The organism is Virgibacillus natechei (genome assembly GCF_026013645.1).
In the GTDB taxonomy this organism is placed as follows: Bacteria; Bacillota; Bacilli; order Bacillales; family Amphibacillaceae; genus Virgibacillus_L; species Virgibacillus_L natechei.
This window is the reverse complement of sequence record NZ_CP110224.1, coordinates 56851-72075: the sequence shown is the minus strand read 5'-3', so window position 1 is coordinate 72075 and position 15225 is coordinate 56851. Positions and strand designations below refer to the sequence as shown.

At 39.7% G+C, this 15225-nt stretch carries 25 protein-coding genes; all 25 read right to left on the bottom strand.

Annotation, left to right across the window (positions count from 1 at the left end; genetic code table 11):
* Window positions 1–3: 3 nt before the first annotated feature.
* On the bottom strand, window positions 4–2289 hold the full coding sequence (locus tag OLD84_RS00485) for a phage tail tape measure protein (RefSeq protein ID WP_209464604.1): 2286 nt from the start codon (window positions 2287–2289) through the stop codon (window positions 4–6).
* Between the two features lie 81 nt (window positions 2290–2370).
* Window positions 2371–2976, bottom strand: coding sequence for a Gp15 family bacteriophage protein (locus OLD84_RS00480; protein ID WP_209464605.1), 606 nt, complete (start codon window positions 2974–2976; stop codon window positions 2371–2373).
* Between the two features lie 3 nt (window positions 2977–2979).
* Window positions 2980–3366, bottom strand: a complete 387-nt coding sequence (locus OLD84_RS00475; protein WP_209464606.1) for a hypothetical protein — start codon at window positions 3364–3366, stop codon at window positions 2980–2982.
* 42 nt (window positions 3367–3408) lie between these two features.
* The gene (locus tag OLD84_RS00470) at window positions 3409–3864 is read right to left on the bottom strand and encodes a phage tail tube protein (protein ID WP_319961675.1); all 456 of its coding nucleotides are present in this window, start codon (window positions 3862–3864) and stop codon (window positions 3409–3411) included.
* Window positions 3861–4295 (bottom strand): phage tail terminator protein, encoded by a 435-nt coding sequence (locus tag OLD84_RS00465; protein WP_209464607.1) that lies wholly within the window; start codon window positions 4293–4295, stop codon window positions 3861–3863. Before OLD84_RS00465 ends, OLD84_RS00470 begins: the two co-directional genes overlap by 4 nt.
* Before the next feature lie 3 nt (window positions 4296–4298).
* Window positions 4299–5180 (bottom strand): hypothetical protein, encoded by an 882-nt coding sequence (locus tag OLD84_RS00460; RefSeq protein ID WP_209464608.1) that lies wholly within the window; start codon window positions 5178–5180, stop codon window positions 4299–4301.
* A gap of 102 nt (window positions 5181–5282) precedes the next feature.
* Complete coding sequence (locus OLD84_RS00455; RefSeq protein WP_209464609.1) at window positions 5283–5627, bottom strand: minor capsid protein; 345 nt, start codon at window positions 5625–5627, stop codon at window positions 5283–5285.
* Window positions 5628–5631: 4 nt separating this feature from the next.
* Window positions 5632–5964: a putative minor capsid protein gene (locus OLD84_RS00450; RefSeq protein WP_209464610.1), complete on the bottom strand. Its 333-nt coding sequence runs from the start codon at window positions 5962–5964 to the stop codon at window positions 5632–5634.
* Entirely contained in the window at window positions 5957–6334 is a 378-nt protein-coding gene (locus tag OLD84_RS00445) for a head-tail connector protein (RefSeq protein WP_209464611.1), read from the bottom strand. The genes OLD84_RS00450 and OLD84_RS00445 overlap by 8 nt, the downstream gene beginning before the upstream one ends.
* Window positions 6327–6617 carry a hypothetical protein gene (locus OLD84_RS00440; protein ID WP_209464612.1) on the bottom strand — a complete coding sequence of 97 codons (291 nt, stop codon included), beginning with the start codon at window positions 6615–6617 and terminating at the stop codon, window positions 6327–6329. The genes OLD84_RS00445 and OLD84_RS00440 overlap by 8 nt, the downstream gene beginning before the upstream one ends.
* Window positions 6617–7579: a major capsid protein gene (locus OLD84_RS00435; protein ID WP_209464613.1), complete on the bottom strand. Its 963-nt coding sequence runs from the start codon at window positions 7577–7579 to the stop codon at window positions 6617–6619. Before OLD84_RS00435 ends, OLD84_RS00440 begins: the two co-directional genes overlap by 1 nt.
* Before the next feature lie 19 nt (window positions 7580–7598).
* Window positions 7599–8177: a phage scaffolding protein gene (locus OLD84_RS00430; protein ID WP_209464614.1), complete on the bottom strand. Its 579-nt coding sequence runs from the start codon at window positions 8175–8177 to the stop codon at window positions 7599–7601.
* Window positions 8178–8379: 202 nt separating this feature from the next.
* Window positions 8380–8517, bottom strand: coding sequence for a hypothetical protein (locus OLD84_RS00425; protein WP_209464615.1), 138 nt, complete (start codon window positions 8515–8517; stop codon window positions 8380–8382).
* A gap of 118 nt (window positions 8518–8635) precedes the next feature.
* Complete coding sequence (locus OLD84_RS00420; protein ID WP_209464616.1) at window positions 8636–9736, bottom strand: phage minor capsid protein; 1101 nt, start codon at window positions 9734–9736, stop codon at window positions 8636–8638.
* Window positions 9736–9975 carry a hypothetical protein gene (locus tag OLD84_RS00415; RefSeq protein ID WP_209464617.1) on the bottom strand — a complete coding sequence of 80 codons (240 nt, stop codon included), beginning with the start codon at window positions 9973–9975 and terminating at the stop codon, window positions 9736–9738. Before OLD84_RS00415 ends, OLD84_RS00420 begins: the two co-directional genes overlap by 1 nt.
* Complete coding sequence (locus OLD84_RS00410; RefSeq protein WP_209464618.1) at window positions 9956–11452, bottom strand: phage portal protein; 1497 nt, start codon at window positions 11450–11452, stop codon at window positions 9956–9958. The genes OLD84_RS00415 and OLD84_RS00410 overlap by 20 nt, the downstream gene beginning before the upstream one ends.
* A 13-nt stretch (window positions 11453–11465) precedes the next feature.
* A complete protein-coding gene (locus tag OLD84_RS00405; protein ID WP_209464663.1) occupies window positions 11466–12761 on the bottom strand; it encodes a PBSX family phage terminase large subunit in 1296 nt (431 codons plus the stop codon).
* Window positions 12754–13245: a terminase small subunit gene (locus OLD84_RS00400; RefSeq protein ID WP_209464619.1), complete on the bottom strand. Its 492-nt coding sequence runs from the start codon at window positions 13243–13245 to the stop codon at window positions 12754–12756. Before OLD84_RS00400 ends, OLD84_RS00405 begins: the two co-directional genes overlap by 8 nt.
* A 48-nt stretch (window positions 13246–13293) precedes the next feature.
* Window positions 13294–13422 carry a hypothetical protein gene (locus tag OLD84_RS00395; RefSeq protein WP_264917254.1) on the bottom strand — a complete coding sequence of 43 codons (129 nt, stop codon included), beginning with the start codon at window positions 13420–13422 and terminating at the stop codon, window positions 13294–13296.
* 224 nt (window positions 13423–13646) lie between these two features.
* A complete protein-coding gene (locus tag OLD84_RS00390; protein ID WP_209464620.1) occupies window positions 13647–14090 on the bottom strand; it encodes a helix-turn-helix transcriptional regulator in 444 nt (147 codons plus the stop codon).
* Window positions 14091–14112: 22 nt separating this feature from the next.
* Entirely contained in the window at window positions 14113–14283 is a 171-nt protein-coding gene (locus tag OLD84_RS00385; protein WP_209464621.1) for a hypothetical protein, read from the bottom strand.
* A 21-nt stretch (window positions 14284–14304) separates the two neighbouring features.
* Window positions 14305–14439, bottom strand: a complete 135-nt coding sequence (locus OLD84_RS00380) for a hypothetical protein (protein ID WP_264917253.1) — start codon at window positions 14437–14439, stop codon at window positions 14305–14307.
* A 92-nt stretch (window positions 14440–14531) separates the two neighbouring features.
* Window positions 14532–14672: a hypothetical protein gene (locus OLD84_RS00375; protein ID WP_209464622.1), complete on the bottom strand. Its 141-nt coding sequence runs from the start codon at window positions 14670–14672 to the stop codon at window positions 14532–14534.
* Entirely contained in the window at window positions 14672–14848 is a 177-nt protein-coding gene (locus OLD84_RS00370) for a DUF3954 domain-containing protein (RefSeq protein WP_209464623.1), read from the bottom strand. The genes OLD84_RS00375 and OLD84_RS00370 overlap by 1 nt, the downstream gene beginning before the upstream one ends.
* Before the next feature lie 10 nt (window positions 14849–14858).
* Complete coding sequence (locus tag OLD84_RS00365) at window positions 14859–15221, bottom strand: RusA family crossover junction endodeoxyribonuclease (RefSeq protein WP_209464624.1); 363 nt, start codon at window positions 15219–15221, stop codon at window positions 14859–14861.
* Window positions 15222–15225 lie beyond the last annotated feature (4 nt).

Below are 15225 nucleotides of genomic sequence, written 5' to 3'. Positions count from 1 at the left end.
CTCTCACCCCTTTCTCACCGTTTGCTTGAAGTTTTTAACAATTTCCACAACGTCGTTAAACTCTTTCACGTTCTTGGCATCAATTATAATGTTACCTACTTTGATACCGTCACCGCTACCACCCGCAGCAGGGTTATATTCTTTCGGCACAACTGCCTCACCTGCGTGTAACATAGCCAGTCCGTCTTGCGCTACAAAGTTAGTACCAACATCCAGACTAGGTATATTCGGTATGCTAGGAAAACTTATTGAACCGCCACCAATGTCGCCAGGAACCCAATCTGGCATACTCGGCAGATCAATGCTAATATCTCCTATCGCATTCAACATTCCATTTATAGCACCAATAACGCCATTAATTGCGCCTTTTATAGCGTCAACTATTCCATCCCATATTTCGCTCGTTTTATTCGAAACAGTATCCCATACTCCGCTAATTGTGTCGCTGATCGTATTAAATACGCTTGACACAGTGGAACTAATTCCGTTTATGATTCCGCTTATTGTACTGGTAATTCCGTTCCATATAGAAGATGTAATGCTAGAAATTGTGTTCCATATCGTCGAAATGACCGACTGAATACCGCTGAATACGCTTGATATCGTAGATGAAATTCCGCTTATTATTGCTGATATGGCGCCACTTATGGCATTCCATACAGACGATGTAACGCTTGAAATAGTATTCCAGACAGTTGAAATAATGTTACTTATTGCTGACGTGACTGTTGTAAACGTATTACTAATGCTTTCCCATATATTTGAGAAAAAGTTGCTTATCGCATTCCAGACAGTTTCTGTTGTGTCTTTAATAAAATTCCATACTGTGGAAATGACAGTTTGCACAATTTCTATATAAGTTGTGATAATCGTAACGTAGGTTTCCCAAATCATGCTGAAAAAGTCAGCTATTGCATTGAATACAGTTACCGTGGTCTCTTTTACCCAAGTCCATGCGGTATTCCATATCTCCTTTATCCACTCTAGACTTGTTGTGAATAATTCCACAAATTGATCCCAAACCTCAACAAAGAACTCACCAATAGCTGTGAAAACGGTTTTCGTGACTTCCCATATCTCATCCCAATAAACAATAATTAACGCAACGATTCCCGCTACTGCCGCAACAATCCAAGTTATAGGGTTGGCAAGCAACATAATAGCCGCGCCAACTTTGGCAATTATTCCTATAACGGCTGTTATGGCAGGTATCATCATGCCGAGCATAACGAGTAGTGGGCCAACTGCTGCAACGATTCCTCCGATTACAACAATTAGCTTTTGCGCGGTTGGTGATAAATCCCGAAACCACTCGACTAACAACTCTATGCCATCCATTAGTGGTGGGATCGCTTGTTCAGCCAACTCCATGAGGATCTCTCCTAGTGGCTCTAATCCCTCTTGTGCAGTGTTTTTAAGCTGCGAGAATTTGTCACCCATTGTCATGGTATCCTCGCCAACTTCTTCTATCGTTCCGCCTGCATCGTCTAATCCTGCTGCCATTTCCTCAATATCAAATGTCCCGTCTCTAACAGCTCCGGCGACGTCTGCCGAGCGAGAACCGAATACTTCTTGTGCAATTGCGGTAGCTTCTGCCTGTGTTTCTGCTTCCATCATTTCTTTGGAAAGTGTTTCGAATGCTTCGGCAGGGTCTTTCCCATCTTCGGCTAAACGCTCCATACTAGACCGCATTTCACGAACAACGCCGTTAACGTCAAAACCTGCTTTTTCCATCTCGCCCATAAATACAGCCGATTCCTCGAAACTCATGCCATAGCCTTCAAGTGTGCCTTTATGCTGCGATATCAAACCCGCTAATTTATCCATATCAGTACCTGTATCTTCGGCAACGACTGCCAGCTTGTCCATTGCAAGAACACCGTCTTCGGCTTCAATGTTCCAACGATTCAACGCTTCCATTGCGTTCCCTGTTAATGTGTCAGCGTTTATGTCGTAAGCTCTTGCTGCGTCTAATGTAGCTGTTGTTAATTCCTTTAGTGTGTCGCCAGTTGCGCCCGTTGCAGTATTAACGTCTGCCATGACATTACTTACTTCATCCGCGCTTTGTGGCACATCCTTAAATACATCGCGGAAACTGTCTTGTAGTTCTTCCAGTTCATCTCCTGTCGCGCCTGTGCCCGCTCGTATGTTGTTATAGGCTTTTTCCATGTCGTCCGCCGCCGCGAATGCCACCGCTCCTAATCCGACAATTGGAGCCGTGAACGCTGCTGACATCTTAGTACCTGCGCCTTTTAACTTAGATGCGGTACCGTTTAGCTTGGATTGCATGGTTTTTACACCACTGTCGATACCTGACTGATCTATCTTCGTATCTATCTTTATTGAGCCGTCTGAAATAGTGATCACCTCCTAACTTTGAGTGCCACCAAATGCCGTGATCATGTCGTTAAATACGTCATCTGCGTTTTGTTCTTTTTGCTCCAACGCGTATTTTTGTTTCAACTTTTTAATGTTGTTGCGTTGTTCTTTGTTGTGTTTGGTTTCTTTCGGAGCTTTTGCAGTACGATAACCAACAACTTTTTGGAATGGTGTTTCGCTACTTAATCCTTCAAAAAGTGCAAAGAATTTCTTCCAATGCAATTCACCCTGTAGATCCATTAGATCGATTTTGTAATCCATTAAAAAAGACGCGTAGATTCTATCCGCGTCAATGTCAAAGTCATATATTTTTTCTTGTTTTTCTCCCGATTGTTCCTGTGGTTTATCAAGATCAATGTCAATAAATTCAAGTAATATAAATTTAAACAGTTCGTATTTCTTATCTAGTGCTAAATCTTCTATTTTGTCGTAGTCGTGTAGAAGCATTTCAAGACCTATGTCAATCTGATCATATTGATTAAATGAATCATCCCTAAACAAGTCAAACAGCCTTAGAATGTTGTCATAAGCCATATCTACATGCAGTACGCATCTACCATATTTGAATTTGTCCTCTATAAACTCAGTAAGTAACATAGGCTATTTCTTTTTCTTTTTTGTGTATTTCGCTTTCTTGCTTTCGTTATCTTTTTCGCGTTTTTCATTCAGGTAATCAATCACTTGAAAAAGTGTGTCAGCCATAACGTTTACAGACTCGCCTGTTTTGGGATAAATAACGTCAAACGCACCTTCTCCTAGCAAGTTGTCAGTAGCGTCCTTGGTGACAGCCTTTACCTCTTCTAAACCTTGTTCGATCTGTTCCACCGATGAACCACTTGGCATATTGAGTATTTCATCTGCTTTTTCTTTTAAATTATGACCTTCTAAAATATGTTCTTTTAGTTTGTTGTCGCTCAAATCAATGCGGTATATATCGCCTTCGATGTCAACTTCTTCATAACTCTTTTTGACTTCAAATTTTTTCATGGTTTCCCTCCTAATAAAAAAAGAGCCGCGTTTAGCGACTCCTTATTCTGTAACTACTTCTGCAGGTTCGTAGGTTGGTTTTCCGTTAAAGTGTAATTCAAAGGAAATCTCACCTTTTGTGTTAGCTTCTCCACCAGGGCCAACAATGTTAGCCACTGTAACTGGCCCTTCAAATTTAGAGCCATCAGGCAGTGTTAAACGAAAAGTTGTCCGTCTAGCTGGGCCTAATTCCATCTGCAGCCCGTAAATGAAATCCTGCGCCTCGTCACCGTAATAGCGATGACCATCACACGACACGATTAGTTGAGCGCCTGTTACGTCACTTTCTGCGAAACCATCTCCATCCAAGTAACTAGCTTGATCAATTTCCTCGTTCGGGTCTGGCTCCATGCTCGATATGCCCTTTGCTAGACGAGCATAATTCTCTTCACCATTATTTGGACTGGTGTTTATTTCTAATTTGTTTTTGGATTGCAATAAAAATCCCGTATTCATCATGCATTACCTCCTATATATAATTCAGCTGTAAAAACTGTCTGCCAAAGTACGCCGTAGCTTGTTTTTTGCACAAAATTAGGCGTATTCGTACACTGAAAAGAAATCAAACTAAAAGAGCGATTACTCGATGTAATCGCTCCGCTTGATAGGTTATCTAATTGGCTCATTAATTGCTCTGTTATGCTGTACGCAAACAAATTTTCTCTGTGATGTACTAATAATTGAAACTGGAAAGGGTACACTTTGCCGTACTCCATGTACCGATCATCAATATTACTAGGCATCGGACGTATGGCGATCGAGTTGTTGTTTTCGTTGTACAACCCAATATGAATAGTAGAAGGTGTGAATGATAAGTCTTCTATATACGTTTTGAGTATTTCTAAAAAGTCTATTGCTATCACCTTCTTTAAGGCATAATAAAAAGCCACCCATTAGGATGACTTCCAGTATTTCTCTTCTGCTTCCACCCTCGCCTTAACAGCTTCTTCAAAGTTTCTGTGTGACCCTAAATTTATGGTTTTACCATTAACGCCAATTCTTGCATGATACTTATTGGCTGTTTTATGCCAATACACCCCTTTTGCACCTGTTGAATTGTTTTTCGGTATTCTTCTGTTTATAACTTGTTCTGTTTTATCAGACCACTTGCAATTGTCAGGCGAATAATCCTTTTCGTTATCAATTCTATCCAAGGAATGATTTTCTGTTGGTTTACTGCCCATATCTGCAAAGAAGTTTTCAAACAGCTCCCATCTATCACATATGGTTATTCCTCTACCGCCCCAATATTCATATCCTGTAGCATTGTGGTTTGTACAACGCTTTACCATATTCGCCCACGCTTGGTACTCTGGTGTGAATTTCTTGTTTTTATACGACTGTCCATGTTTTGTGTTATATTCACTTGATCTTTGTCTATTATAACAACCACAAGATTTTGTTCTTCCATTTTTAAAAGCGTATTCTCTTATAGTTCTCTCGTTGCCACATTCACACTTACAACGCCAGAGCCTGTGTGTTCCTTCTTCTCCGACAAACGAAACAACAGTCAATCGGTTGAATTTTTCGCCTGCCAAATCAATAAAGTTTTCTTTCGGAATTATATTTCGTATACTTTTTCTGGCTTTCTCTTTTTGCAAACATCCGCAACTTTTCGTATATCCGTTTGTGAGTTGGGAACTTACCGCTTGCGCATGGTTGCCGCAATCGCAAACACAGTCCCAAACTTTTTTCTTAAATTTGTTAGAATGAGAGAAATTAACCACAGTCAATCGGTTGAATTTCATTCCCGTTAAGTCTTTGGTTCTACTCATATCGTAACCTCCCACAGTTACCCCATTTATATATTTACAGGCAAGGGAGTGGGTACTCCCTTTTCGGTGTATACATCCTAGCCTGTACTTATATTATAACATTTACAACCTTGATTTAACAGCATTTTCAGCCTGTTTCAACCAGTCTTTTCTGTTTTGTGATTTACTGTACTCGTACCACATCCCTCTGGCCTGTGGATTGCGATCCGTACTAAAATCGTATTGCGGGTTGTAATAAAGTCGTCTTGCATATGGTTCGCTCCATCTTAATTCTCCCTCACCAATCTTAGAGTGAATTACGCCACTATCCCTTAAATATCCTTGGTGCTCAGGAATATAGTAGTTGCTGTCTTTTAATATGACCTCATCTAGCACGAATTGACCATATTCGGTAGCTTTACTTACTGTTTCACCTATATTACCTAAGTTAACCTTCACGCTAAGCATGTAATCACCCTAATTCAATTTCATAATGATGCGGCACCGTATCAAATGTATAAAAAGGCTTCACGTCAATAACCTCACGTGATACACCTTCGAATATCACTCTTGATTGTATAGTGAAAACGGGAAAATGAGACGAATTAACCCTGTCCACAAATACCACGTGACTAATCTGTGCGCCCTCTGAATTGTTAGATCGTTGCAACCTGCTAGTTGGCTCAACACGAACGTTTTTAATTGTGATAGGTTCAGCCCAGGTATCATCCCAACCGTCATTACCTGCGAATGCTTCATATTCAATGGTGTGGATTAACAACTGACTTGGAATACTCTTAACCATACGTACCAATCCCCTTATAAAGTAATCCACTATATTTCAGATAACCGACCACGTTAGAAGGAACTTCACCACTTGCGCTATCACCTGCATTGTAGCTAAATGAACCTATACTAACGTTACCCATTCCAGGTTGATTACTAGCTTCATAGCCACCGTTTAAAGCATAATGCTCGATCATTGCCGCGGTTGCTTTTTTAACTAGATCCATTTGTACGTCTGGCAGATTGTTTTTTATAGAGTAGCTTGTTAACTCGTCTATATTGTCGCTTGCTCTTTTTGCTGTACGTTCGAATTCTGCCACATCTTCAATCGGTTTTCCTTGATAATCGTCATCGTAGTATTGTTTGTCGATGTAAGGGATATCAATCACCTTCTAACGCTTCGATTCTAGCAATCAAGTCATCAACGATGGATTGATCTGCTTTATTGGATAAAGACGATGCGTTTGCCTTCTTTCCCAATTCTGTATCGACATAAGAACTATCAGCTTTATCCGTTAGAAGACCATCTACTTCTTCTTTGTTATAAAAGTCATTGGGATCCATATTCCCACCACCTACGTTTTGAAGGAGATCGACAAGGTTATAAACCTCGCCGTCCTCTCCTAGTATTCTTCCAGTATTAGCCGGAACGTTTTTCATATTGTAAGGCATTATGCATCAACTCCTGCGATTTGAATTCCGCTCAAACGACCTGCCTTCCGCGTTGCTTTAAGAGCTACCGCTGCGACCATTTCAACATCCCCATTCTTAACGGCTCCTGGGCGATCGAAGTCTGGAAGATAAGTCTTGATAACTCCATTACCTTGTGGAGATACTCCGTGAAACCCATCCAAACCGAGGTTAACAGCATATAAATCAGTTGACCCATTATCTACTCCTATAATAGGAACTGAGTTACTACCATCGTAGAAATAACCCAGGTCAACCAATGGTATTCCGTCATACATATCAATTGTTCGACCGAATGCATCTTCTGCTTGCGTGAAATAACCAACACGGCGGGCTGCTGATTTAATTTTCGTAATCAGTTTGTTGTTACCCATTAGCATGGTTGGCCGTCCGTCCAATTCGGACAGGAATCCGTCAATTTCATCAATGAATGCCTGTTTGTTATTCTCCATGCTAGTATTATCAGAAATGTTAATATCTGTTTCCAAATCAGTAGAAGTGCCATTAACGGCTTTGGACAGTCCATCAAAAGACTTAGCGTCTGCTCCAGAATCACCATTAATGACCGTGTTATGGAAAAGGTTCGACGCTCCTTTTACCTTTTGCTGTAATTGGAAATTCATTTCATTAATTTGACCACTTGTATCTTGGATGACACGGTCAATTTGGAATGAACCACCAAAGATTTTAAGGTTGACAAACTTATTTTCACGGTCTGCTTGATTCGCTTCATATTCTTCATTGATGTTACGGAATTGTCCTGTTGACGGTGTTTTTAGACGCGTGTACCCATACGTAAGGGTTGATCCGCCCGTTCCTGGTGACACCGCATCATCAAAAGTTAGTTGGTCTAACAGAAAAGAGCTTCGGCGAAACTCATCTACTACAAATTGATCTATTTTGTCGGCCATGCCGACTTTTGCTTGTTCTAATGTTACTGGCATACATAATCATCTCCATTTTTTATTTTTGTGAAAAGTGTTGTGATAGTGCTTCTTGCAAGCTAGCAGGTTCTCCGCCCCCGCCCTTATTGTGCTGTCCTGTTGAGAAACTAGGCTTTGGCGGTTCATTGCTTTCTTCTTCCTCGAACATATATGGGTCACTTTCCTGAATGCCCTTCAACTGTTCCTCTAATCCTAGCAATTTCTCGCCATCTAGCTTAATAGTATCGGTATCCAACAGAGCTTTAACCGCTTTTGGATTTTTTACCTTGGCAGCGGTCAATTCATCTTTTAAAGTATGGTCGAATGCTTGTTGTTTAATCTGAGACTCATAATCCTCTGACTGCTTTTTGTTCTGTTCTTTTAAATCATCAATCTGTTTGGTTAAATCCTCGCTACCTTTAGCTTTTTCGCTTAAATTGCTTATCTGTTCATCGCGTTCCTCTACTTGTTTCTTATAGTCCTTTGCCTCTTGGTTTTTCTCATCAAATTTCTCTTTAGGTAAATAAGAACCATCAGAAACAACAGCTACTTTCTCATCACCTGCTTTTTCGATTACTTGGTTATACAATTCTTCGCCTAATAAATCTTTTAATGGCATTTATATTCGCTCCTTATTGATGTTTTTTAGCATGTTACACCTCATGCGTTAAGGTTACGCTTAGTTTTACCCCAAGCCTTTAAAATGGGCGTAATAAAAAAGCTTGTTTAACGTCTATGCTTAAAGACGAATTTAACTTTTCTAGTCAGATATGCACATAGCGGATCACTCAAACCTTTCTCCCATAACGGGATTAACTGATTCAACCGAAATACTCCGTTTTCTCTTTCTTCTCTAATTTGTGCACTTTCTCAGCAAGAGCAAAGAAATTATGATGCAACCCTTTGATTTCTTCTTTCAATCCGTTTATTTCGCTTTCTAGTTCTTTTTTAGTTGCCATTAATACATCACCCCTAGTATTTCTTTTTAATATAAATAAACATTCCAACAATGGGTATTGTAACGAAAACAGTCATTAGCAAGCCTATCAAAAACATTAAATTCATAAGACTGACCTCCTAGTGAATAGCTTCCCGATCATACCTGCGCGTGCGCCCGCTTGATTTAAGGAATTCCCTCTGGTTTTTCTGCCTATCTAATACTTTCCTGTGCGCTGCCTTGACACCTTCATCATCACCAAGCGATTCCATCATGCGTTCTTCACGTTTGGCATGTCTGATCTGTCGTTCAAGATAGCGTTGTTTTTGACTTTCTTCATATACTTTATCGTTTTCTTTTTTGTCACCTTGTTCGTAAGTTCGTTCTGATATGCCTTCAATAAAAACATGAAATACATGGCCACAATTTACGCCCGCTATCCCGCTAGGTTCGCCATATGATGTGCTACTAAGTGGTGGATAATTGCCATGCTCTCCACTCCTTGAAAAAACTTTACCTTGATATGGGAAACAATTTTTGCGTGCGCCTGAATGGCTCGATATTTCGATTAAATCCGATCCGTATTCTTCCATGCGTTCCAGTTGCATTTCGTTAGCTATATTATTACTCGTAGAACGCGTCACCGCTGACACATAAGCCTCTGTGCTCCAACGTCTTCCGCCTCTATCGATTAATGCAGGTACACCTTGTTCTGCCCACTCGCTAGCTGTCTGCCTTAATGCCTCTTGCCCAGTTGACACACCCGCTAATACTTGTCCAGTTGTACGGTTAACAATATCTCTATAAGCCTGCTGTGACTGATCTAATAGAGTTGAGTTAACTAGATTCATCTTGTCAGTTGCTTGGGCTTCATATGTTGCTAGTATCCCAGCTAACGCTGAACTCTCACGTAATTTAGGTGGCTCATCCAATCGTCCTGCTTTAACACCTTCTTGCAATATTTCCTCGTTTTCTGTTAGTGACCCATAACCTGCTTTATCTAGCATTTTGACAATCTCATCTTTTGTTTTATCCGTCTGACTAGCAAGGAATTTCACATTATCATCACTCAATGAGTTTAATTCACTTAACACTTGCGTCTGCCACGCTTCGATATCACCGTCAAGCAATGAATTATGCCTTGCTATACGTTCGGCTATGTTAATAAGTAGTTGTTCCTCTATACCGTTGTAAACATCTACAGTAGGCTTGGATAGATTCTGTAGTTTGCGCTTATCCATTAGTCATCATCCAAGAATCTATCGGTGATTATCTCAATTTCTCCATCTATGTCTAATTCCAAATATCTAGGATGCGCTACTATTTGTACCTCGGGATTACCCCCCGCATCTAATCGCACATTCACACTTCTAACCCATTTCATGTCTTGTTCTTCACCATCAATGCAAAAATCATAATTTCCTGTATTAGATAAGTTTCCTTTTGCATCTTTACGCTTCTTAATTTGTATTCGTTCCATTATTTCCGCCTCCTGTTCCGAACATATCCACACTATCAGCAGTAGCAGTGGCATTTTCGTCATTAATTTCTGCGATTAATAATGCAGCTTCGTCCTCAGTGATACCGTGTATCTTCATAATGGCTTTTTTCTTAGATGTTAGCTTATTAGTAACCATTTGTATTTGCTTGGATATGATTGCCGTCTTATCCTCGGCTATGCTGTCGTCAAACGATACCGACACCTCAATGTCATCTGGTGCGCTGAATATACCGTATAACTTCGCAATGTTAGCGATAGACTCAACTAATTCTTGCAATCCTGCTTCAATGATGATTTCATGCGATTGCTTACTTTTGAAAGTCTTGCTATTCTCGCTTATTACCTCAGTAGCCGTTTTCATGGATTGTCCATCAAACGAAAACGTACCTTCTGAAAACCCTGTTTGCGTTGCCAGTAGATTAAGCATCGCATTTATTCCAGCTATATGTTCGTCAACTCGTAATTCAATGCTAACGTCTTGTATCTTGCTCTCGTCCATGCCCTGCGTATTAAATGATTCGTATGTTTCATCTGTCGAATCAAAGTACCTTTCCATTGCACCAGTTTCGGTATTAACAACGCTTTTTACCATATGACTTGGCACTATAATACGCTTCTTGCCTAGCCTAAACTCCCTATTAAAGCTGTCAAACGCTGTATCAATGCTTTTAATAGTATCTAGCGCATTAGCAAAGATGGAGATGCCTAACGGTGATTGTGTATCTATGTTGTTAGCTGTGTTAGGTTTGAAATGAATAAATAGAGCCTTTTTAAGTCCGTTTATCCTTACTTCTTCATCTAACCCTGGGAAGAATTGCTCAAGCGATACCTTATGCCCTAAATCGTTACCACTAGACTCATATACTTCATTGCGAATAACATAAGTTCCTTGCTCCCATAAATGCCATTCAAGATGCGTATACTTCTTATCTCCACGTTTGAACTCATTAGGAAATACTGCTTCGGTTATCGTATCGTTATCCCAAGAGAGAGGTATAAAACAATCGGCAGTAACGAAAGATAGTTTGATCTTGTTATCTTCTACATATGGCTTGATAACCATACCGCCGTGTGCGAATTCGTATTCTATATAGTCCTGGAATTTCTTATGGAATTTATTCTGCTTAAACACTTCATCGATGTTATCGGATAATCCTTGATCACTTATGCTAATCTCACATTTCTCGTTAAAAACAAGTGAAGCCATCTCACCTGCTAACACCTTCGGCAACCCTAGCGTGTGCATTGTGCGTTTCTTTTGCCCATCTAATGTATGGTATTTTATTTCATGAAACGGGGCGTGATACCCGCGATATAAGTCTTTCCATACGTCAATGTTTTGGAACATTTCTTCGTCCATTTCGATGTCCTTGTGATCTGATATACTATTGATAGATCTAATAAGCCCCAATTTAGCAAGACCTCCTTTCAGCGCATTTAATATCTTTTTCCACAATGGTAGTCACCACCTAATTTTTAAGTCCTAGTTTCTGTAAGTTGTCTTGCACATAATATTGAAAGGCATCGACAGAATGATCGTCCTCTTTTATTACCTTGGGATCATCAGTTTGCAACGTATCTTCATCCCATACATACTTTTTGTGTTCTTCATAGAATATTTTGTTATTCTCGTTATTAAGCATAAAAAAACGACCTTGTGCTAGCAGGTCGGTTACATTTTCGATCATATTAACTTTCTTTTTCTTAGCTACTGGATGCAACCTTACCCCGTAATCCTTAAAATACTGGTTACGCAATGCAGCTTCCGCAGAATCAATTGTACGCATATCAATAGGCTTAGGGTGTTTGCTTGTTACGTCCTTCTCGAATTCATTTAATGCTTTCGAGAACTCACTAGGTGCTTTCTTGACTGTCTTGTTAGCAGGTGAGTAATAGTAGGTATCTAGTAAGTACACGTTTCCTCGCTTTGTAAAGCCTAATGCCAGGAATACAGTGGCGGACACGGAATAACCACTATCACTAGCAATATCAATCATTAGTATGTCGTCATCACTAGGCATCTCGTCACGCCATTTAAAGTGTGCAGCATTATAAACTAATCCACCTAATCCGATTATCTCTCCTGAGTACATCCAACGCCAATAGTCATAATCTAATTCCTTGTACTTTTCAATCTTGCGTATTAACTGATTGGATAAGAACCCCTTCTCATCTTCCAAATAAGTTGAGTGGTGCAAGAAATAGTCATCGTCACTAGCTTTACTATCCTTCCACTCATTTACCCAACTGTACGGATTACGCGGGGGATTATACGAGTAGTACACCTTTACTTGTTTATCGCCTAAATCCTGCCTAATAAATGTGTCTTCCACAACGTCAATATCCTCAACGCCTGCAAACTCAGCTAGTTCCTCATACCATAAAGCCATGTAGTAACCATTAGCTATATTCATAGACTTTAGCTTTAATGGATCATCCACGCCGTGGAAATAGAACCCTGTATTAGTTGGTCTGTGCATAATGACTAATGGAGATCGGCCAAAAAAGAATTCATCCTCTACACCTAGCATGTATATAGCCCACTTGATTTGCTCATATACCGATGTCGCTAGATATTTAGCTACTTTGCGCAAACACACCACGTTGCCCTGGTCATCCTCCAAAAAGTCAATGACCAACTTTAAACTGATTACAGATGATTTCATGGAAGAACGACCACCAGATAATATAGCGTTAGGTTTATCGTTTAGCCAAAATGAATAAAAATTCTTATTTATTAAATCCGCAATATTTATCTTATTCATCTTCAATAGCCTTTCTCATTGATTCCTTATCATTGACGATAATGACACGATTGTCACCCGTTACCTCGTTTTGGGTTTCAGCTTCCAATTTCTTAATTTGATTACGAAGTTGTTCATTTTTAAGTTCTTCATACTCGTTGACTGGGTAACGTTTCAATAATGCCTCGACCGCTTTCTGTCTATCTCGAATGTCAGGAATCTTTTCAATGCGTTCTATGCCCATTTCAGTAGACATATAGACTTCTTCCTTCATTTCCCCTCTACCAATACTAGTTAGTAATTCAAGAGCTTCACGCTGCCCCATTATTCGCTTGTCGGCTAGTTTTTTCATCTGTTTATCCATATATTGCAAAATTGTAGTATTCTGTAGTAGTTTGGTTGTGTTACCCCTTGCACTATATCCCGCTCTTTTTGCACTTTCCTCTGCATTTCCTGTCTCGATATAATAATCAACGAATTTACGCTGTTTTTCAGTCAGTTTCACTACATAGCACCTCGCCCCCAATAAAAAAAGAACACCCTCCAGGATGTCCTAATCTTTATATTCCGTTACCCATTGCTCCCCATGCTTGCCTAGTATCACCCAACTCACACGGTATAGGATATATTCATCTGTTTCTATTATTATTTCATATGTGCAGTCTATTTTTAAATCGTCCATGAAGCACCTCCGCTTATCTAATTCGATAGAATGGGGCGTTTCCCTTGTTCAAGTTTAGAACGATTATATCAGCACCCCGCCATGCTGATTTATCCCTACAAACGCTTCTCCGAAATAACTATGATATTCGTTTTGTTGATTTTTCTATGTAAAAGCACCCGCCCGATTTCTCGCAGACAAGTGCTTTTTGAGATCCTGTATATTTTCTTCCTAACCCTATTATATCACGCCTCTTTCAACATCTCATAACCTGTTGAATGCGTTGCGTACACCTGTGGATAACTTTTAATCCTGCACGCTATTCTTTCTAATGTCCTGTGTACCCCAGAGCGAGTCATCTTCATAATTTCCGCTATATCAGTTGTCCTATATCCACTCAATCGTAAACTTAATATCTGCGCTTCCTTTTCATCTGTGATCCGATCCCATCTATCTTGGAGATACTTTATATCCGTTATTATTTCAGCCCAGAATTTAGTGTTTTCAATTCGCCTCAACGCTTCATTCTCGACTACGCTTTTAATGTCGTTTCCTTTTGGCAAAGATGCTTCTAACCCGTATTGGGAAACACCTACACTTTTCATGCTCTCCTGCTGCATATCCCTCAAATTCTGCACATTGATATGATAATATTTTATGATCTGCATTATTTTTTTCGTGGTATACATCTTTACTGACCCCCTAGCTAGATTACTTACCCCAAACAAACTCTCCGACTAAATAAGACGACACTATACCCAATGCCAGCATCGACGACATATAAGGTACGCTTAGTGGCAAATACTGTGCTAGTACCTCTGATATCGTTAATAAGATTACAAATAATATCGTTGCTCCTGCTGCGTGTGATAGTGTTTTCATTTAATCCCTCCATTTTTTGTTCTAAAAAAAATACTTAATGATCGGAAGTATAATTATCGTTAAAGCAAGACCCACATAAACATACTTGCTTTTATCGACTAGGTAATCCCAAAAACTCTCGATTGCGTTTGCCATTGACTCGAAAATTTTAATCATCTCGATATAACCCCTCCTAATATAAAAGGACGACATGATGCGCATCCCTCAATGCACTCAATGTCGTCCGTCGGTTCTTCCGTAAGGACTTATTATTTATTTAATAAATCTTCTATAACTTTCTTATATGCTTCGATGGTCTTCTTTAATTGTTCATTTTCTTTTTGGATATTATTATATTCTGAAGGCCTGTACATTCGCTCAACGTCGCTGTTCATGGTCTCTTTACTCATTATATAATCTCCTGCCCTTCAACTCTTACCCTCTCGCTACGTTCTATGTCTAAAACCTTGCCGTCCATCCAAATGATCTTATCGTTCCCGAATTGTTTAGGAGAAACTTTTATTTTCTTTCCGTCTTGAATGATATAAACCGCATCCTCGTCCAGTCTTACTTCTACTTTATTCATGTCTGACCTCCTAGCTTGCTTCAAGATATTCTCTTATATTTATTTCCACCCTCGGATTTTGCTTATCTATTTCAAAGTAATGAGCCACATCCCCAATTTGAGACCACCCATCACCCTTTAAAACTCCCGCTTTGACCAGACCATCAAATATGAATTTCTGACCACTCATAATGTTGTCCTTGTCTTTACGCTTATCCTTGCAGTACCATGTGATTTCAAAGTCTGCCTTACCCACTTCTGGAAGTTTCTTAGATTGCATCATAATCAATGCTGTATAGTCCTTCTTCATATTTGCATAAGCCATCGGATGTGATTTGCTTACTTTTATGATCTCATTCATCGTTGGCAATGTTCCTGGCACAGTAAACCTCATCCCC